This window comes from Paractinoplanes rishiriensis, from assembly GCF_016862375.1.
Taxonomy (GTDB): Bacteria; Actinomycetota; Actinomycetes; order Mycobacteriales; family Micromonosporaceae; genus Actinoplanes; species Actinoplanes rishiriensis.
This window is the reverse complement of record NZ_BOMV01000057.1, coordinates 212,702-231,890: the sequence shown is the minus strand read 5'-3', so window position 1 is coordinate 231,890 and position 19,189 is coordinate 212,702. Positions and strand designations below refer to the sequence as shown.

14 protein-coding genes and 1 pseudogene are annotated in these 19,189 nt (G+C 71.6%); 10 read left to right on the top strand and 5 right to left on the bottom strand.

What is annotated here, in order from left to right:
* Nucleotides 1-15: 15 nt before the first annotated feature.
* The 3 genes from Ari01nite_RS25525 to Ari01nite_RS25515 form a co-directional block, all read right to left on the bottom strand.
* On the bottom strand, nt 16-1,449 hold the full coding sequence (locus Ari01nite_RS25525) for a hypothetical protein (RefSeq protein ID WP_203784689.1): 1,434 nt from the start codon (nt 1,447-1,449) through the stop codon (nt 16-18).
* 76 nt (nt 1,450-1,525) lie between these two features.
* Nucleotides 1,526-2,164 carry an XRE family transcriptional regulator gene (locus Ari01nite_RS25520; RefSeq protein ID WP_203784688.1) on the bottom strand — a complete coding sequence of 213 codons (639 nt, stop codon included), beginning with the start codon at nt 2,162-2,164 and terminating at the stop codon, nt 1,526-1,528.
* Nucleotides 2,161-2,781: a TetR/AcrR family transcriptional regulator gene (locus Ari01nite_RS25515; protein ID WP_239163011.1), complete on the bottom strand. Its 621-nt coding sequence runs from the start codon at nt 2,779-2,781 to the stop codon at nt 2,161-2,163. The genes Ari01nite_RS25520 and Ari01nite_RS25515 overlap by 4 nt, the downstream gene beginning before the upstream one ends.
* Nucleotides 2,782-2,857: 76 nt before the next feature.
* Between Ari01nite_RS25515 and Ari01nite_RS25510 the strand changes: the two genes are divergently transcribed.
* The 10 genes and pseudogenes from Ari01nite_RS25510 to Ari01nite_RS50025 form a co-directional block, all read left to right on the top strand.
* Nucleotides 2,858-3,541 (top strand): SDR family NAD(P)-dependent oxidoreductase, encoded by a 684-nt coding sequence (locus tag Ari01nite_RS25510; protein WP_203784686.1) that lies wholly within the window; start codon nt 2,858-2,860, stop codon nt 3,539-3,541.
* A 42-nt stretch (nt 3,542-3,583) separates the two neighbouring features.
* The gene (locus Ari01nite_RS25505; RefSeq protein ID WP_203784685.1) at nt 3,584-4,228 is read left to right on the top strand and encodes a glyoxalase superfamily protein; all 645 of its coding nucleotides are present in this window, start codon (nt 3,584-3,586) and stop codon (nt 4,226-4,228) included.
* 80 nt (nt 4,229-4,308) lie between these two features.
* Nucleotides 4,309-7,191: an EAL domain-containing protein gene (locus Ari01nite_RS25500; protein ID WP_203784684.1), complete on the top strand. Its 2,883-nt coding sequence runs from the start codon at nt 4,309-4,311 to the stop codon at nt 7,189-7,191.
* Nucleotides 7,192-7,369: 178 nt separating this feature from the next.
* Nucleotides 7,370-7,927, top strand: a complete 558-nt coding sequence (locus Ari01nite_RS25495; RefSeq protein WP_203784683.1) for a hypothetical protein — start codon at nt 7,370-7,372, stop codon at nt 7,925-7,927.
* A gap of 61 nt (nt 7,928-7,988) precedes the next feature.
* Nucleotides 7,989-8,450 carry a nitroreductase/quinone reductase family protein gene (locus Ari01nite_RS25490; RefSeq protein ID WP_239163010.1) on the top strand — a complete coding sequence of 154 codons (462 nt, stop codon included), beginning with the start codon at nt 7,989-7,991 and terminating at the stop codon, nt 8,448-8,450.
* A gap of 120 nt (nt 8,451-8,570) precedes the next feature.
* Nucleotides 8,571-10,601, top strand: coding sequence for a GDSL-type esterase/lipase family protein (locus Ari01nite_RS25485; RefSeq protein ID WP_203784682.1), 2,031 nt, complete (start codon nt 8,571-8,573; stop codon nt 10,599-10,601).
* Complete coding sequence (locus Ari01nite_RS25480; RefSeq protein ID WP_203784681.1) at nt 10,598-12,427, top strand: rhamnogalacturonan lyase; 1,830 nt, start codon at nt 10,598-10,600, stop codon at nt 12,425-12,427. Before Ari01nite_RS25485 ends, Ari01nite_RS25480 begins: the two co-directional genes overlap by 4 nt.
* 900 nt (nt 12,428-13,327) lie before the next feature.
* Nucleotides 13,328-14,713: a hypothetical protein gene (locus Ari01nite_RS25475; protein ID WP_203784680.1), complete on the top strand. Its 1,386-nt coding sequence runs from the start codon at nt 13,328-13,330 to the stop codon at nt 14,711-14,713.
* A gap of 16 nt (nt 14,714-14,729) precedes the next feature.
* Entirely contained in the window at nt 14,730-15,542 is an 813-nt protein-coding gene (locus tag Ari01nite_RS25470) for a matrixin family metalloprotease (RefSeq protein ID WP_203784679.1), read from the top strand.
* Nucleotides 15,543-15,612: 70 nt separating this feature from the next.
* A pseudogene (locus Ari01nite_RS50025) lies at nt 15,613-16,476 on the top strand (alpha/beta hydrolase); the annotation flags it as partial.
* Here Ari01nite_RS50025 and Ari01nite_RS25465 read toward each other — a convergent pair.
* The gene (locus tag Ari01nite_RS25465) at nt 16,453-17,808 is read right to left on the bottom strand and encodes an MFS transporter (protein WP_275410876.1); all 1,356 of its coding nucleotides are present in this window, start codon (nt 17,806-17,808) and stop codon (nt 16,453-16,455) included. The pseudogene Ari01nite_RS50025 and the gene Ari01nite_RS25465 sit on opposite strands and share 24 nt — an antisense overlap.
* Before the next feature lie 25 nt (nt 17,809-17,833).
* Nucleotides 17,834-19,180 carry a crotonyl-CoA carboxylase/reductase gene (ccrA, locus tag Ari01nite_RS25460; protein WP_203784677.1) on the bottom strand — a complete coding sequence of 449 codons (1,347 nt, stop codon included), beginning with the start codon at nt 19,178-19,180 and terminating at the stop codon, nt 17,834-17,836.
* Nucleotides 19,181-19,189 lie beyond the last annotated feature (9 nt).

Sequence of the window (19,189 nt, the reverse complement as noted above, 5' to 3'; positions counted from 1 at the left end):
ATTTTTGTTATACGTCTAGCCCAGCGGACTCCGCCCGGCGGCCACCTGGAGAATTCCGCAGCTGAGCACGGCCGCGGCCGGTTCCAGGTCGAGCCCGCGGCCGGTCAGATGCCGGCTGATCGCGGCGGCGATGGCGGCGTCCGCGAACGGCGTGATCGCCATCAGCGCGGCACCTCCCGCGTCGACGGCCAGCGCCGGGTCGGCCCGCAGCAGGGTGCGCAGCGCGTGGGCCACCTCCGTCCACTTCGCCGCCGCGGCCGAGAGGACAATCAAACCCCGGCCCGCGTACGCGGGAACGCGTCCGCCGGTCCGGGCGAACACCGGCCCGGTCAGCGCGTCGGCACACCACGGATCGGCGCCGGCGGTGAGCCCGATGAAGTCCTCGGCCAGCCGGTCCGGGTGCAGCGGTTCGAGAACCGTGCCCGCGGTCGTGGCCGGATAGCAGCGGGCGTGCGCGTCCAGGATCCGTTGCGCGCTGGTCCCGGTCACCGCCGGCAGCCCGGTGCGGGCGAGCAGGTCGATCCCGGTCGCGCGGTCGACCGCCCCGGTCACCGCCGCCAGGAACACCGCCCGCGCGTCGGTGCCGTCCGGCGTCTCCCAGTAGAGGTGTTCGCGGTGCAGCAGGTAGCGGGACAGATCGGCCGGGTCCGGCGGCGGCGCCTGCCCGCGGGCGTACGCGTCCACCGCCGCGAGCGCCGCCATGTGGACGGTGAGCACCGACCCGTACGCCCGATCGTCGAGCCCGCGCGGCAGCGCGATGCCGGCCTCCAGCCGGTAGATGTCCCGGAAGCGCCGGGCGGCCGCGGTGAAGTGCTCGGCCCGGTCCTCGGCGCGCAGGTCCAGATACTTCGGCGCACCGGTCAGGATGCCGAGGTTCTCGCAGACCGCATCCGCGGCGGCCCACCAGCCCATCGAGCGCGCCAGCAGCAGCACGCGCAACCGCCCCGGGTGCGGTACCTGGCCGGCGAGCAACGCGCGCAGGTCGGACATCGGCCACCGCTCGGCGTAGTCCACCACGATCAGCAGCGGTGCCCCGTCGTCCGTCGCCAGCGGTGGCCCGCCCAGCGGCGTGTCGGTGCGGTGCCGGGCCCACCCCACCGTCCAGCCCTCGCCGGCGGCGATCGCGGCGGCCTGCGCGGCCAGCCGGGTCTTGCCCCGCCCGCCGGGCGCGTAGATCAGCCGGGCCGCCCGCCGGGGCCCCTGCTCGCGCCAGGCCGCCAGGTCGCCGAGTTCCCGGCCGCGCCCGGTGAACGCCACCGTCTGCCGCCGGGCGTTGAGCAGCTTGCTGGGCTGGCCCGCCAGGTCGGCCGTGCCGTCCGGCGGTCCGGCCGGCGGCATCTCCACCGTGAAGCGGGCTTCGCCCTGGTAGAAGACGTTGGTGGTGATCGGCCCCCGCACGTTGCCACCGACCGCGACGGCCCCCGCGCCGCCGGCCCGCACCTCGCTCACCGGGCCTATTAGACGGGCCCGGGCACCGCGCGAGAAAGGCAGGTCACCTGAACGGTGGTCGCGCGGCCGCACCCACCTACGAGCGGCGGAGGGCGCGGGCTCGGGCCAGGATCTGTTCGGCCTGGGCGGCGGTCAGGCGGCGGGCGTCCCACAGCAGGGCGGCCACGTCGGGGCGCGACGGTGGCGGGTTGCCGGGCCAGGAGATGCCGGTTGCCTCGCTGAGGTCGGCGGGTGGGATGTCCAGGAACGTGGCGAAGGCGGCCAGCAGGTCGGGGGTCAGGGGTTTGCGGCCGCCGCCGAGCATGCCGATGGTGGAGGCGGAGAGCATGGGGCCATGGCCTACGCCGAACAGGAACTTGGCAGCGCCGGACCAGTCCAGGTTGCGGTTGTGCAGCAGGCCCACCAGGACGGCGCCGGGGCCGTCCGGGTACTGCCAGCGCCGGGGCGGCGCGGCGTCCGGTGGGCGGGGCTCCTGGGGCAGCGACCGGATCAGGTCGTGCAGTTCGGGGACGGCGCTGGGCAGGTAGGTCAGCGACCACGCCAGCCAGCCGATCGCGCCGGACGCGGCCGGATCCAACGGGCGCAGGTCGGCCGGCACCGGACGGCGGCCGGCCAGCACGAACAGGTCACTCCGGTGCAGGCCCAGGTCGGGAGCCAGCCGGCGCAGGCCGGACGGGTCCAGGTCGTCGAGGTCGACGCCGCGGAGGCGGATCATCGGCGGGGGCCGGTCAGCACGGCGGCCAGCTGTGCGGGGGTCAGGGGTGGCTCGGGGACCGGATGCGCGGCGTCCGCGCGTACGCCGTCAAGGAAAAAGCCCAGCGTGCGTCGCCACGCCTGCGGGGCCACCGCGGTGGTCTCGCGGATCACCTGGGACATCGCCCAGATCAGGGCGGCGAAGTCGGACACCGCGAAATCGTGGCGGAGGCTGCCGGCGCTCCGGGCCCGGTCGATGAGCTGCTCCACGTAGCCGAAACAGCGGTGGCAGGCCTCCAGCAGCGTGGGCGACAGCGGCACCCGCTGGGCCAGCGCGTCGTTGAGGCCGCGGTCCTCGGCGTGCAGGGCGAACAGCGCCTCGGTGAAGGAGGCGAAGCCGGACCACGCGTCGGGGTCGGCCAGTGCGGACTGGGCGGCGGCGTCCAGCACCGCCATCCGGGCCGGGAAGATCGCGTCGCACAGGGACTCGCGGGTCGGGAAGTGGTTGTAGAGCGTGCCGATGCTCACGGTGGCGCGGCGGGCGATCTCCTCCAGGGGGGCGTCCAGGCCGCGTTCGGCGAAGACCTCGCTGGCGGCGCTCAGCAGGCGGTCCCGGTTGCGTGCGGCATCGGCCCTCATGCCGTACATCATACGAAGTTGAGGGTTGCCTCATTTTAAGGTTTAATTTGAGGCCAACCTCAACTTAAGGAGTGACATGGGAACGGTGGCTGTGCTGGGAGCCGGGCCGGGGCTGGGCATGTCGATCGCGCACCGGTTCGGGCGGGAGGGGCACCGGATCGCGCTGGTGTCGCGCAGCGCCGAGCGGCACCCGGGTTATCTCGCGGAGCTGGGCGCGGCCGGGATCGAGGCCGAGGCGTTCGTGGCGGATGTGCGGGACCGGGAGCGACTCGTGGCGGTGCTGACCGGAATCGCGCCGGAGGTTCTGTACTACGGGCCGGCGGCACTCGACCCGGCGGACTGGCCGAAACCGATCACCGAGGCCGACAGCGGGGCCGTCCGGCACGCGATGAGCTGGGTCTACGCGGCCGTCGACGCCGTCGGGGCGGTGCTGCCGGGGATGACCGAACGCGGGCGCGGCGGGATTCTGCTGGCCGGCGGCCTCAGCGCGGTGGTGCCGATGCCGGCGCTCGGCAACCTGGCGCTGTCCTCGGCGGCCCTGCGGAACTACGCGATCACGCTCCACGCGGCGCTCGCCGAGCAAGGCGTCTACGCCGGGACGCTGACCATCGGCGGGCTGATCGAGCGCGGCGACATCCACCGGTTCGTCGGCGCGGCCGCGGTGCACACGCTCAACCCGGACGACATCGCCGAAACAGCCTGGGAGATGTACGCGAAGCGGGAGCGCGCGGAAACGGTGTTCAACGCACTAGGATCGTGACCGGCCCCGGTGCGGCCGGCCGCTCGCGCCCGTGAGGGTTGGGTGAATGCACCGGACGAGTCGCCCGACCTCGGCGCTCTCCCCCGCGGCACCCGCCGGCAACGCGAGCATCGGCACGGACGCGCCGCGGAGAAGGCCGACACCATGACGACTCCGAGCACCGACCACGCCAAGCGCCTCGCCAAGCTGTTGCGCGAGGACCTCGCGGCGGGCGGGTTCGACATCCCGCACAGCCTCGCCCTCGAACTCGTCGCCCACCAGCTCGGCACCCGGGACTGGAACGTGCTCGCGGCGGCACTGCGCAAAAACATTTCCCGGTACGAGATCAGCCCCGGCGTGCCGGTGCTGCGGGTGATGTCGATGACGCACGCGCTGCCCTTCTACGTCGGTTATCTCGGGTTCCGGCTGGACTGGGAACACCGGTTCGAACCCGGGACGCCGGCATATGCGCAGGTGTCCCGGTCGCAGGCCGTACTCCATCTGTCCGAACATCACGGCGACGGCAGCCCGAACGGGGTCGTCTGGCTGCCGGTGGCCGACGTGGCGGCGCTGCAGCGTGAGCTGCACGCGCGGCCGGACGCCCCGATGCGGCCCGGCATCGAGCGGGACGCACCCGGCGGGCCGACACTGGAGGTGATCGACCCGTACGGAAACGTACTACGGTTCGCCCAGGCCGGCTCGGACTGACAAAGCTGGGTCGAATACCTCAGGCGCGGACGCCCCTCGACGAAAGGAGCTGAAGGCTTCGGCGAGAGGGGCGTCCGGACGTGTCGCGAGCTTTCACCCTGGGTGTCCTGTCGCCCTTCATCGGTGGCTGGTACTTCGGTGGGCTGCTGTCCGGTGTCACCCGGGTGGCCGCCGCGCACGGTGCTGCCATGATCGCGGTGCACACCCTGGACGCCGGCACCGACCAGGTCGAGGTGGTCGACCCGGAGCCGACCGGCAACCACATCGCGCTGGACCACGCCGACGGGCTCGTCGTCATCATCAACGCGGTGCCGGCCGCCTACCTGGCCGCGGTCCGGGCCAGCGGCAAGCCGGTGGTGACGATCAGCCACGAGTACGACGGCATGGGCTGCCAGCTGGTGCAGCCGGACAACAGCACCGGCGTCCAGCAGGCGGTCGAACACCTCATCGGTCACGGCCATCGGCGGATCGCGTTCGCCGGGTACCTCGGCGCCGAGGACATCCAGCTGCGCTATGACGCGTACCGCGAAACGCTTCTGACCCATGGCATCGAGCCCGACCCGGGCCTGCTGTACCACGCCGTGGACAACATGGAGGAGGGCGGCGAAGCGGCGGCCAGGCAGATGGTCGCGGCGGGGCTGCCCTCGACCGCGGTGATCCTGGGCACCGACGCGAACGCGATCGGGCTGATCCGGGTGCTCAAGGCGGCCGGCTACTCGGTACCGGACGACCAGGCCGTCATCGGCTTCGACGACCTCCAGGCCGCGTCCTACTCCGAGCCGCGGCTGTCCAGCGTCAAGCAGCCGGTCGACGCGCTCGGTGCGGCCGCCGCGGAGATGCTGCTCGAGCGGCTGACCACCGGCACGTCCACCGAAGAACGCCGGTACGTGCCCACCGAGCTGGTGGTCCGCGAGTCGTGCGGCTGCGTGGGCGGCACCACCGACATCCGGCTGCCACCCGACCTGATCACCCGGCTGACCCGGCCGATGGGGCCGGCCGACGTGCGGCGGCTGATCGACGAGTTCGACACCCGGCGGCCGGAGGCGCTGCTCGGCGTCGCGCACCAGGTGCGCAAGGTCGCGCGCACCGCACTCGCCGGCCTGCCGGCCGACTCCCCGATCCGGCAGGACACCGTGACCAACGTGGGCGAGGTGATCCTCTCGCTCATGGAGGCGCAGGGGCGGGCCCAGTACGCGGACTCGACGTACCTGCAACGCTCGGTCAGCATGCAGTACGAGGTGAGCATGGGCCTGCTGCGCGGCTACGAGGAGGACCCGCGTCAGCTGGGCTGGCTGGGCCGCACCCACGTGTGGGCCGGCTGCCTCGGGCTGTGGCAGAACCGCGGCGAGCCGGTCGGGCCGGACTCGCCGCTCGAACTTGTCGGCGCGTTCTGCCGGGACGACGGCACCCCCGGCGACCACCAGAGCCCGATCGCCGGGCTGACCGGCAGCACCGTGCCGGTGACCTCGTTCCCGCCGGCCGAGCTGCTGGAACTGGCCCACGAGCACCCGGAGCGGGCGCTGTTCGTGGCGCCGGTCAAGGTGGACGACAGCGACTGGGGCCTGCTCGCGGTGGTCGACGGCGTCGAAAACCGGGTGAGTACGGGACGCGAGCCGCTCAACCAGTGGGCGGCCCTGCTCACCGTCGCGCTCGAACACCAGGCCGTGCTCGGCGCGCTGCGTGCCCAGGAGGACCAGCTCCGGGTGGCGGCGCTCTACGACCACCTGACCGGGCTGCCCAACCGGACCCTGTTCCTCCAGCGACTCGGCGAGGCCATCGACCGGGGCCGCCGCTTCGGCGTGCTCTTCCTCGACCTGGACGGCTTCAAGCTGGTCAACGACAGCCTCGGCCACGCCGCCGGCGACCGGCTCCTGGTGCAGGTGGCCGGCCGCATCTCGGCGCAGCTGCGGGACACCGAGACCGCGGCCCGGTTCGGCGGCGACGAGTTCCTGATCCTGGTGGACGAGGTGGAAAATCCGCACGACCTGAGCCTGATCGCCGACCGGCTGCAGGCGTCGCTGTCCCGCCCGTACCGCCTCGAAGGTCATGACGAGGTCGTGGTGGTGGGCGCCAGCATCGGCATCACGGCCGGCACCAACCGCTACCAGAACGCCGAGGACGTGCTGCGCGACGCGGACATCGCGATGTACACCGCGAAGTCCCGGCAGAAGGGCTCGCAGGCCATCTTCAACGTGGCCATGCACACCCGGGCCGTGGACCGGCTGCGCATCGAGACCGAGCTGCGGGCCGCCCTGGAACGCCAGGAGTTCGGCCTGGTCTACCAGCCGATCGCCGACTTGCGCACCGGCCGGACCCGCTCGTACGAGGCGCTGCTGCGCTGGCAGCACCCGACTCGCGGCTGGCTCACCCCGGACCGGTTCCTGCCGGTGGCCGAGGAGGCCGACCTGATCCAGCCGATCGGGCTGTGGGTGCTGGCCGAGTCGTGCCGGCAGCTGGCGACCTGGCAGCGGCCCGCACATCTGGCCATCAACCTGTCCGACCGGGAATTCTGGTCACCGGGCATGGTCGACACGATCGCGGCCCGCCTGTCGGCACACAACCTGCCACCGGGCAGCCTGGCCATCGAAATCACCGAAGGCGTCATCATGCGCAACGCCGGCGAGGCACGCACGATCCTGCGGCGCTTGCACGCCCTGGGCTGCGAACTGCACATCGACGACTTCGGTACGGGCTACTCCTCGCTGGAGGCACTGCTTCAATTGCCGATCGACGCCCTGAAAATCGACAAATCCTTCGTGGCCGGGCTCGGCCAGGACGCCCGAAGCGAGGAACTCGTCAACACAATCGTGCGGCTGGGCCGCAACCTCAACCTGGACCTGATCGCCGAAGGCGTGGAAACCGAGGAGCAGCGAAGGTTGTTGCTGGAACTGGGCTGTGCGTACGGGCAGGGCTATTTGATAGCCGAGCCGGCGGCGGCGGAGTTCCACCCCGCGGCGGCGTAGCCGGGTTCGGTCTTTTGCGCGCCGCGCGTGATCGCGGGGTGACGGGGCGCCCGATGACCGAGGGCGCGGCGACCGAGGGCGGCGGCGCGGACCTCCCGCACGGGGGCGTGGGGTCACCCGCTGATTCCTGGCTTGTGGTGGGATTTTCCGGGGGCGGGCTGCGGCGTACGGTGGCAGCGTGACTGAGGTGTCGCGGATCAAGCCGGTTGAGCGGGCCACCAACCGCAGTTGGGATGAGTGGGTGGCGTTCATGGAGCGTGTTGATGCGCGCAGCCTTGACCATAAGGGCATCGCGCTCAAGGTCTACGAGGAGCTCGACGGGTCGGGGGTGGAGCCGCTCGGGTGGTGGACGCAGGCGGTGACCGTCGCCTATGAGCAGTACATCGGGCGGCGGATCCCGGGGCAGCGGCCGGACGGCACGTTTCAGCTCAGCGTCAGCAAAGCCACCAAACTTGGCATGCGGGAGCTGATGGATGCCTGGGTGGCGTTTGCGGGGCGGGACGCGTTCGTGGCGGGGCTGGACACCGGTGACGTCAAGGTCAGCGGCACCGGCAAGCGGATCACCTGGCGGGCCAAGGTGGGTGACGGGTCGTCGATCATCGTCACCAGCGAGCCCAAAGCCAACGGGACGGCGTCGATCGTGGCTACCCAGCTCGGGCTGGCTACCCTGGAGCTCAACGACGAGGCGCGGGCCGGCTGGGCGGCGGCGGTCTCCCGGTTCGTCGGGGGCCTGTGATCATGCAATGGGCGGGGCGGAGCTTCTCGCCCGCGCACAACCTCGCAGGGATCTCCTGACCATGTGGCAGCGGATGTGGCGGGCCGTCGGGTCGTGGCCGGGGTTCACGCCGGTGGCGCGCAGTCTGGTGGGGCTCGACCGGCAGCTGGGGCGGCTGACCCGGGGGCGGGTCGTGGCGCTGGGCATGGCGCCGTCGCTGATGCTGATCACCATCGGGCGGCGCAGCGGGCAGCCGCGCAGCCAGCCGCTTCTCTATCTGGCGGACGGGGACGACCTGGTGGTGATCGCCTCGAACTGGGGCGGCGAGCACCACCCGGCCTGGTCCTACAACCTGCGCGCCGAGCCACGGGCCCGCGTGACACTCGGCGGTAGGGAGATCGCGGTTACCGCCCGCGAGGTCGAGGGCGCCGACCGGGAGCGGCTCTGGCGGCTGATCGTCGAGCAGTGGCCCGGATATCGGGTGTACGAAAGCCGGGCATCGCACCGCCAACTGCGCATATACCGATTAACGCCGGACAGCTGAGCGCGCGCCACGCCGCCGAAACACCGCGACACGCCGGGCGGGTAACCGCTTGCCGCAGGGTGGGGACCACTGCTCGCAAGGACTCTATGAAACGGTTCAATCGCCTGTTGTCATCGACGGATGTCACTGTTAATACGGCTCGCGGGGGTTCTCGCGATGGCGGCCGGCATGCTCGCGGCGCCCGTGCCCGCGGAAGCCAGCGCACACCGGCAAGGACCGCCCGCGGAAGCCAGCCCATACCGGCCAGGATCTCTGACCGATCCGAATCTTCGCTTCGTCGGCCGGTGGGACACCAGCGATCCGGCCACCTACATAGGCAACTGGGAATCGCCGTACGTCGAAATGAGGTTCACCGGCACCACGCTCAAGGCCACCATCCGGGACGCCGCGACCGTGTACGCCAGCATCGACGACGGGCCGGTCGCCACCTACTCCGGCGTGAGCGGCACGATCGATCTCACGCCCACGCCGCTCGCCGGCGGGACGCACACCGTCTGGCTCTCCTACCGGACCGGCGAGCTGGACACCTGCGCGACCTGGCCGAGCCCGTGCGCCACCTTCCAGGGTTTCACGCTCGACCGCCGGGCCCGCACGCTGCGCCTGCCGCCGCGCCGCAAGCTGGTCGAGTTCGTCGGCGACTCGATCACCGTGGGCGCGCTGTCCAGCAAGAACACCGTCACGTCGTACAGCTGGCTGGTCGGCAAGCAGCTCGGCGTCGATCACACCAACATCGCCCGGTCGGGCGCGTGCCTCGTACAGCTCAGCAATTGCTTTGGCCTTGACACCAACTTCGGCAAGCAAACCATCGGCGGTACGACGGACTGGGACTTCACCCGGTATGCCGCCGACGCCGTGGTGATCAACCTGGGCACGAACGACGCCGGGCGCGGGGTCAGCGGGCCGGACTTCCAGGCCGCGTACGTGAATCTGCTGCGCCAGGCCCGGGCCAGGTACCCGCACGCCGCCCTGTTCGCGTTCGAGACCTTCCGGCAGCGTTTCCTCGACGAGACCCGGGCCGCCGTGCGGACGCTCGCCGACGCTGGCGACGACAACGTGCACTACATCGACACCGAAACCTGGCTGACCGCCGAGGACTACGTGGACGGCGGGCACCCGAACGACGCCGGCCACGCCAGGATCGCGCAGCGGCTGGCCCCGATCCTCGCGCCGCACCTCGGCGTCGCGCTGCCGGGCTCGACGGCCGACCGGAACATCGACTTCGCCGGCCGCTGGGACACCACGAATCCGGCCGCCTTCGTGCCGCAGTGGGCCGGCGCCTACCTGCGGACCGGGTTCACCGGCAGCCGGGTGGCGCTGGAGCAGCGTGGCGCGATCGACTTCTGGTACAGCATCGACGGCGGGCCGTACACGAAGGCCACCAACGTCAGCGGGCGGGTCGACCTCACCCCCACTCCGCTGACCGAGGGCCGGCACACGCTGCTGGTGTCCTACCGGATCGTGGCCGGCAGCTACACCGGCGACGCCGTCTTCCAGGGACTGAGCCTGGACGCGGGGGCGCGCACCTACCGGCTGCCCCGGCCGCGGCAGTCCACCGAGTTCATCGGCGACTCGATCACCGCGGGCTACACCGCCACCAACATGTCGCTCAGCGCGTTCCCGTGGATCATCGGCGAGAACCTGGGCGTCGCGCACACCCAGATCGCGCTCAGCGGCTCGTGCCTGCGCGAGCTGAGCGCCACCGAGAGCATCCGGGGCATCCGCTGCTACGGGCTGGAGGGCCGCTACACCAAGCTGGGCTTCGGCGACGGCGCCGCGGACTGGGATTTCCGTCGCTACCGCCCGGACGTGGTCGTCGTGAACATCGGCACCAACGACGTCGGTCACGGGGTCAAGAGCGCCGACTTCCTGGTCGCGTACGAGAAACTGCTTTTGACTGTGCGCCAGCGCAACCCGCACGCCGAGATCCTGGCCCTGCGGATCTTCAAGGGCTGGTGGGCCGCCGAGACCGAGCAGGCCGTGCAGGCCCGGCGGGAGGCCGGCGACCGGCGCGTGTCCTTCGTCGACACCACCGGCTGGTGGGATCCGGCGACCATGACCAACGACGGCACCCACCCGAACGACCACGGTCACCGGGTGCTCGCCGATTATCTGCAGCCGTACGTCGCGGCCGCGCTGGAGCGTCGCTCATGAGGAAGCTGGCAGCCGCGGTCGCCGCGGTGCTCACCCTGATCCCGGCCGGAGCGGCTCAGGCCGGCGGCCGCCATGACACGATCACGATCGAAGGGCGACAGGCCGAGCGGCTCGATCGCGGGCTGGTCGCGGTGCCCACTCCCGATGGCGTGCTGGTCAGCTGGCGCCTGCTCGGCAACGAACCGCGGCGGCTCGCCTTCCAGGTCTTCCGCAATGGCCGTCTCATCACCCCGCGTCCGATTTCCGGCAAGTCCAATTTCATCGACCGGCAGGGCAAATCTGGTGACCGGTACGCCCTCGCGCCGGTCGGCGGGCGGCGGAGTCACACCACGGCGTGGGACACGGACCACCTGGACATCCCGCTGCAGAAGCCGGCCGACGGCGACGGTTACACCTACGTGGCCAACGACGCCAGCATCGGCGACCTGAACGGCGACGGCCAGTACGAGATCGTGCTCAAGTGGGACCCGTCCAACGCCAAGGACAACTCGCAGTCCGGGGTCACCGGCGAGGTGTTCCTGGACGCCTACGAACTCGACGGCACCCGCCTTTGGCGGATCGCGATGGGCCGCAACATCCGGGCGGGCGCGCACTACACCCAATTTCTGGTGTACGACTTCGACGGCGACGGACGGGCCGAAGTGGTGGCGAAGACCGCCGACGGAACGACCGACGGTGCCGGGGTGGTGATCGGGGACGCGGCGGCCGACTATCGGAATGCGGGCGGCTACGTGTTGTCCGGGCCGGAGTTCCTCACGGTGTTCGACGGCCGCCGGGGTTCGGCGCTGACCACGATTCCGTACGAGCCGGCCCGGGGCGACACCTGCGCCTGGGGCGACTGCTACGGCAACCGGGTCGACCGTTTCCTGGCCGCGGTGGCCTACCTGGACGGCAAGCGGCCCAGCATCGTGATGGCGCGCGGCTACTACACCCGCACGGTCCTGGTCGCGTACGACTGGCGGGGCGGCGAACTGACCCACCGCTGGACCTTCGACAGCGCGATTGCCGGCAAACAGTACGAGGGCCAGGGCAACCACAACCTGTCCCCCGCCGACGTGGACGGCGACGGCAAGGACGAGATCGTGTACGGCGCGCTGACCCTGAACGACGACGGCAGCGTGCTCTACGGCACCGGCCTGGGCCACGGCGACGCGCTGCACGTCGGCGACCTGAACCCGGCCCGCCCCGGCCTGGAGGTGTTCGGCGTCCACGAGAGCAAAACCGCCGCCTACGGCATGGAACAGCACGACGCCGCCACCGGCGAGATCCTGTTCGGCCAGCAGACCGGCCTGGACACGGGACGAGGCGCGTCCGCCGACATCGACCCGGCGTATCCCGGCGAGGAGGCGTGGGCCATCAACGGCGCCTGGAACAGCCCGACCGGCTGGCTCTACAGCGCCGACGGCACCCTGATCTCCAACAACATCCCCGCCGCGAACTTCGCCATCTACTGGGACGGCGATCCGGGCCGCGAAATCCTCGACCACGACTGGGACCCGGCCACGTCAACCGGGGTGGGCACGATCGGCAAGTGGGACCCGGCCACCGAAACGACAACCCGCCTGCTGACCGCAACAGGCACCCTGTCGAACAACCACACGAAGGGCACTCCCGCCCTACAGGCCGACCTGCTGGGCGACTGGCGCGAGGAGGTCCTCTGGCGAACGGCGGACTCGTCAGCGCTGCGCCTGTTCACCACGTCGCACCCGTCCCGGCACGGCTTCACCACGTTGGTACACGACCCGCTGTACCGGCTGGGCATCGCGTGGCAGAACGTGGCCTACAACCAGCCGCCACACGTCGGCTACTACCTGGGCACCCGCTGACCAACTCGGCGGACGCGGCCCGCCCGTCAAATGCCCGGCGATCCCCGGGCGATGACACTCCCCGCGTCCGCCGAGCACGCCCACCCGCCCCAAGCGCCCCGCCCTGTCCTTCCGCACCGCACCGCACCGCACCGCACCGCACCGCCCCGCCGGCATCGTCCTTCCGCACTGCCCGCCCTGCACCGCACTGCCCCGCCCTGCACCACACCGCCCGCCCCACCTTTCCGTGATCTTGTCGATTTCTTGTTCGTCAGATGCAGGAACTCTTCTTTAGTGCTGACCGCCAGAAATGATCACAGGCAAAGTTGTAGATCTACTGACCGCCGAGATAGACCGCCGAGTGCCGCAGAATCCACAAGATCGGGACCAACCGCACAGTGGAGGTTCCCGCTCGGCGACACACCCAGTTCAGCCCACGCTGCGGCCGGCCGAATACGACGGGCCCCGCCCTGGCGACTCCGGCAAACCCCACGTCGCTACCCTTCCCGCCACACCCACCCCGCGATCTTGTCGATTTCCTGTTTGCCAGTTGCAGTTCCGCAGTTGCAGTTCCGCAGGCGCTGGGAAATCTCCAAGATCGGGCTCGGATTGCCGGGTAGCGGGTGGCGGTTGGCGGGCATGAGCCGCCTTGGACCAGGTTCATTGTCGGCGCTCCCCGCCAGTTCGGACGGAATGTGGCCGAGCCGCCACTACGGGCGGAACAAGGCAAACCGCCACTACGGGCGGAACAAGGCGAGCCGCCGCTACGCGCGGACTGGGGCGGGCTGTAACGATCATGGGATACGGGTTGGGGCTTCTAACGGGTTCCCATTTTCCGACTGAAATGGCGTCGGATTGTAGGTATCGGGGGTGGGGGGCGGCGGTCTACTTTCGACGCACAGGGGAAAAGTGAGGGCTGCCATGAGCCTCTTTGACGCGGCCGTGTATCGGCTGCGCGCCCGGGTCGTCAGTTTTGACGATGATCTGGAGCGGTGGGTTGAGCGTACGTCGGACCAGGGTGACCTGCCGCAGCACCGCACCCAGGTGTTGCGGCTCCGGGACTATCTCGGGGGCATGCTCGACGCGGTGGTGCAGGGTACGCCGGTCGACCCCAAGACGGCGCCGCCCTTCGCCGGGACCGTGGATGCCATCCCGGATCTGCGGCGTGGCGTGGGCAGCGTGCACCTGGTCTGGGACTTCTTCCGGGACAAGCTCACCCAGCGCGACACCGACGACTTCGCCGACCACCTCGGTGCGGCCGACGGGTTGGCCTGGGCCTGCTATCAGCCGTTCCTGCGGGCGGCCAGCGCACCGGACGCGCACGCGGTCGGCGCCGACGAGGTGCGCGAGCCTCCGCTGGTCTTCTACAGCACCGACCGGACGCCGTTCGCCCAGGCGCGCACCAAGACGCTGCACCCGCCGGGGCTGGACGCCAAGGATCTCGAGGTGTTCGCGGCGGCGCTGCAGCGGCTGCCGGTGCCGGTGATCGGGCTGCCCTGGGACCTCGCCCGCCGGATGCCCGAGACCTGCCTCGTGGGTCACGAGACCGGCCACGTGATCGCCGAGGATCTGCACCTGGCCGAGGAGGCCAGGGCTGCCCTGCGCGAGGCCGGGCTGAGCCACGTCTGGCTGTCTTGGTGCGACGAGATCTTCGCGGACGTGATCGGGGTGCTGGCCACCGGCAGCGCCTACCTGGAGGGGCTCACCGTCGAGTTGGCCGGCGCGCGCGACGAGGTCCGCACCGCGCCGGTCGACGAGCGCAAGCCGGGGCGATATCCGACGCGGATGCTGCGGGTGGCGCTGTGCGAGGAGTTCCTCGGCCGGGTGGAGGTCGCGTCGGAAAAGGCCTGGACCGGGACCTACGGCCGGATCGCCGGGCCGTACGCGAATGACGTCCCGATCGTGGCGGCGGCGCTGATGGACCGGTCGTGGGCGGCGCTCGGCGGCCGGAAGCTCGCCGAGGTGCTGCCGTGGAACGCCGAGCGGGAGCAGAACGCACAGACCGTGGGCCGGCAGGAACTCGACGGGCGGCCGGTTCCCGTTCCGTTCGACACGCGGGTCTGGGTGGCCGCCGCGATGCATGCGTACCGGGAAGATCCTGGCCGTTATGCCAGCCGGGAACTCGACCGGAAGCTGGCCGCCGCCATCGTGGCGCGACGCGAGCCGGCCAAGCGGTCCTCGGCGGCGACCCGGGAGGTGCTGTTCGAACGGGAGCGCACGCTCGAATCCGTGGTGCTGCCCACCCAGCTGCGGGAGGCGGACCGGCGCGCCGGTGCCGCACTGGCCCGTGAACTTGGCCTGACCTAAAAGGGGGGATATAGCAGTGATCAAGACCAGTGAACTGGTGGAGCAGATCAAGGCCGACGCGCCGCGCGTGCACCTGACCTGCAAGGCGCTCGGCATCGACACCGAGCGGATCGTGGTCGAGGGGGACATCGGCCTGCGGGACAGCGCGGTGCTGGCGTACGCGGCCCGCCGGATCGAGATCGCCGAGGCGCTGCAGAGCGACCCGGACGCCGAGAAGCAGGGGCTGCTCGGCATCGAGCGGGACGGTAGGACGCTGCGCTGGCGGCCCGGCACCAAGCTGACCTACGCGGTGTGGCGGCCGTCGTTCGGCAGCGACGAGGAGTACACGGCCGTCGTGGACGGGATGGCCGCGGCGACCGCCGACTGGCAGGCGATCTGCGGCGTCGAGTTCGAGCATGTGGTGGCCAAGGACACCGACGAAAACCTCGCGTTCGGCGACGTGAGTTTTCCGGTGCTGCGGCAGGAGGGCGGCGGCTCGGTGGTGGCCATGGCGTTCTTCCCGGACTCGCCGATCGAGGAGCGCATCGTGTGGGCGTTCGACGGCTACTTCGACCCGGACGGCGCGTTCGAACCGGTCGGGGTGATGCGGCACGAGCTCGGGCACGCGCTGGGTTTCCGGCACGAGCACATCCGCCCCGAGGCGCCGGACGTATTCAACCCCGAGTCGCTGGAGCACACCGTCGAGATCACCCGGTACGACCCGAAGTCGGTGATGCACTACGTGGCGGCCGGCATCGGCGACCCGCAGCTCCGGTTCACCGAGTTCGACCGGGCCGGCGCCCGGATCGTCTACGGCGGGCCGCACACCGAGTTCTCGTACGCGGACTGAGCATTTTCGCGCCGCACGTTGTCACCTCGGGTGGTAGCACCGCTCGCCGACGGTCCGCAGGCTGTCCAGCATGCGACTGCGGCGAGCGGTACTTGTCCTGGGATTGCTGGCGGCGGTGCTCGGCGCCGCGCCCGCCTACGCCGACGACGACGGCGCGGCCGTGGTGGCCGAGCGCTGGCTCGGCGAGCGCGAGGTGGACCTGACCGTCCACTCGCCGGCCAACGGGCGGGACCTCCCGGTGCGGCTGCTGGTGCCGCCCGGCTGGTCCCGCACCGCCGACCGGACCTGGCCGGTGCTCTATCTGCTGCACGGCGGCAATGACGACTACACGTCGTGGACCCGGGAGACCGACGTCGAGCAGTTGAGCGCCGGCGCCCCGGTCCTGATCGTGATGCCCGAGGCGGGCCGCAACGCCAACTACGCCGACTGGTACCGCCCGGACGGCGGGCCGAACGGCGGGCTCTGGGAGACGTTCCACCTCACCGAGGTGTGGCAGGTGCTGCGCGACAACTACCGGGCCGGCACGGCACGCGCGGTCGTCGGCATCTCGTCCGGCGGGACCGGGGCGATCACGTACGCGGCGCGCCGGCCCGGCACGTTCCGCTACGCCGCCGCGTACAGTGCCCCGGTGAATTTGTTCGATCCGGTGTTGCAGGCCATCCTGCTGAAGACCGTGGCGGACAACGGCGACGACCCGCATGCGGTGTGGGGTTCGCCGCTCTGGCAGGCCTCGAACTGGCGCCGGCACAACCCGCTCGACTTGGTGCCGGACCTGCGCGGCACCACGCTCCACCTGTCCAGCGGCACCACCGGGCTGCCCGGTGACCTCGACCCGAACGGCTCGTGGAGCCTGCTGCAGTTCGGCGAGGCGGTGATCGGCGCGAACACCGCCCGGCTGGGGCTGCGGCTCTCACTCGCCGGCATCCCGGCCACCGTCCACCTGTACCCGAACGGGACGCACTCCTGGCCGTACTGGCAACGGGAACTGCACACCACCTGGCCGGCGCTGCTGCGGTCGCTCGGCGCCGGGTAGCGTCCGGCTGCTGATCACCGCGCCGCCGAGCACCAGGACCGCCGCGGCCGTCAGGCCCGCCGGATAGCCCCAGCCCAGCACGATCACGCCGAGACCCGCGATGCCGAGCACGCCGGACACCTCCCGGGCCACCGCGAAGACGCCGGAACCCAGGCCGGACCGGTCGGCGGGCACGGCGGCGAGGGCGACGGCGGCCAGCGGCACCGTCAGCGCCGAGCCGAATCCGATCACGACAAAGGCGGCCAGCAGCACGACCGTCCTGGTGCTGCCGGCCGCGACGGCTGCCACTCCCAGACCAACCAAGATCAAACCCCAGGTGACCGTACGCGCGGCGCCGCGCCGGCGGACCAGGAGCGGCGCGACCGGGGCGCCCACGGCGACGGCGGCCGCCACGGCCACGAACGCCAGTCCGGCGTCCACCGGGCCGAATCCGCGCACGTCCTGGAGGAAGACGGCGGTATGGAAGCAGACGCCGGTGACCGCGAGACCCCACAGCACCTGCACCGCGAGCGCACCGCGGTAGGCCCGCTCGGCGAACAGCGCGGCGTCGAAGACCTGACCGGCGGTGCGGACCGTGAGCACGGCGGCCGCGGCGGCCACGGCCAGCGCCGCCGGGACGGCCGGGCCGCCGGTCAGCACGTAGGTCACCGCGGCCAGCGCCACGGTGGCCGCGACCAGCGCGGTCAGGCCCAGCGCCGGCGGACCGGGGCGGCGGGCCGGGTCCACTGCGCGGGCCGCGACCGCGAGGGCCGCGACCCCGACCGGAACGTTCAGCAGGAAGATCCACGACCAGTGCAGGTGCTCGCTCAACACGCCGCCCACCACCGGGCCGGCGGCCAGCGCGACGGCACCCGCGGCGGTCCAGGCGGCCGCGGCCCGCAGCCGTTCGCGTTCCGGGCGGCCGGCCACCACCGCGAGGGTGGCCGGCACCAGCAGCGCGGCGCCGGCACCCTGCACGGCCCGGGCGGCGACCAGCACGGCGAGGTGCCCGGCCAGGCCCGCGGCCAGCGAGGCGGCGGTGAACACGGCCAGCCCGCCGAGCAGGATCCGGCGGTCGCCGTACCGGTCGGCGAGCCGGCCACCGGCCAGCAGGAGTCCCGCGTACGGGAGCATGTAAGCCGTGGCCACCCACTCGAGTGACCGCACCGACGCGCCGAGATCGCTCGCGATCGACGGCGCCGCCACCGTCACCACCGTGTTGTCCAGCATGGTCAGGAAGGCGGTGGCGACCACCACCGGCAGCAGGCCGCGCCGCACCTCAGCCGACCGCGACCAGCGGCGGCGCGACCGGCACCGGCTGGCGGAACAGCGTGAGCCGCTCCTCGCCGATCTCGGCCCGCCGCACCGGGTCGTCGACGCCCAGCCCGGCGGTGGGTGCCAGGCACAGCACGCCCACCTTGCCGACGTGCTGGTTGAGCTGCACCGCCCGGGTGGCCTCGCCGACCTCGCCGAGCGGATAGACCCGGGACAGCGTGGGCGCCAGCCGGCCCAGCTGCAGCAGCCGGTTGACCTCCCACGCCTCCTGGTAGTTGGCGCCGTGCGAGCCGACGATCCGCTTGAGCCGCATCCACAGGTAGCGGTTGTCGTAGCTGTGCTCGTAGCCGCTGCTGGAACCGCAGGTGACCACCGTGCCGCCGGTGCGCGCCAGATAGACCGAGGCGCCGAACGTGTCCGCGCCGGTGTACTCGAAGACGATGTGCGGGTCCTCGCCGGCCGTGGCCCGGATCTGCCGCCCCAGCTGCCGGAAGGTGTCCGGGTCGCGCATCCCCGACGGGAGCTCGGACCGGTCGATCACGTGCCGGCAGCCGAGCTTGTGCAGCAGGTCGGCCTTGGCCGCCGAACCCACCACGGCCACCGGAATCCCGCCGCCGGCCAGCACGAGCTGCACGGCGTACCCGCCCAGGCCGCCGGCGGCGCCCCAGATCAACACCACGTCGCCCTGCTTCATCCCGGCGCCGCGCGGGCTCACCAGCATCCGGTACGCGGTCGACGCGCACAGCGACGTGCAGGCCGACTCCTCCCAGGTCAGATGGGCCGGCTTGGGCATCAGCTGGCTGACCTTGACGACCGCGAAGTCGGCCAGCCCGCCGAAGTTCGTCTCGAACCCCCAGGCCCGCTGGTCACCGGTCATCGCGTCCTGGTGGGTGACCGGGTCCTCGGAGTCCACATACGCGGGCGCGACCACCACCCGGTCGCCGACGGACCAGCGGCGTACTGCCGAACCGACCCGGACCACCACGCCGGACGCATCCGAGCCGATCACGTGATAGGGCTGGTCGTGCCGCGCCCCCCAGCGGTCCTGCCGCCCGAACCGGCTCAGGAACGCGAACGTCGGCACCGGCTCGAAGGTGGCCGACCACACGGTGTTGAAGTTGATGCTGGACGCCATCACGGCGATCAGCGCCTCGTCCGGCGCCAGCTCCGGGGCCGGCACCTCCCCCACGTGCAGCGCCCGCCGCACGTCGCGGTCCTGGTCTTTCGCGGCACCGAAGATGTCGACGTCCTCCCGCCGCAGATGAGCGGCGCGGATCCGGGCCGGCACCGGGCAGGCGAGCAGTTCCGCACCCGACGCACCGGCCAGCACGGCCTCGGCGAGCTCCGACATGCTTGACTC

What these genes read in the sequence shown, in the direction of transcription:
- Ari01nite_RS25520 (WP_203784688.1), bottom strand. Translation starts at nt 2,164, where the DNA reads ATGATCCGCCTCCGCGGCGTCGACCTCGACGACCTGGACCCGTCCGGC.
- Ari01nite_RS25515 (WP_239163011.1), bottom strand. Translation starts at nt 2,781, where the DNA reads ATGAGGGCCGATGCCGCACGCAACCGGGACCGCCTGCTGAGCGCCGCC.
- Ari01nite_RS25510 (WP_203784686.1), top strand. Translation starts at nt 2,858, where the DNA reads ATGGGAACGGTGGCTGTGCTGGGAGCCGGGCCGGGGCTGGGCATGTCG.
- Ari01nite_RS25490 (WP_239163010.1), top strand. Translation starts at nt 7,989, where the DNA reads ATGTGGCAGCGGATGTGGCGGGCCGTCGGGTCGTGGCCGGGGTTCACG.
- Ari01nite_RS25485 (WP_203784682.1), top strand. Translation starts at nt 8,571, where the DNA reads ATGTCACTGTTAATACGGCTCGCGGGGGTTCTCGCGATGGCGGCCGGC.
- Ari01nite_RS25480 (WP_203784681.1), top strand. Translation starts at nt 10,598, where the DNA reads ATGAGGAAGCTGGCAGCCGCGGTCGCCGCGGTGCTCACCCTGATCCCG.
- Ari01nite_RS25475 (WP_203784680.1), top strand. Translation starts at nt 13,328, where the DNA reads ATGAGCCTCTTTGACGCGGCCGTGTATCGGCTGCGCGCCCGGGTCGTC.
- ccrA (WP_203784677.1), bottom strand. Translation starts at nt 19,180, where the DNA reads ATGTCGGAGCTCGCCGAGGCCGTGCTGGCCGGTGCGTCGGGTGCGGAA.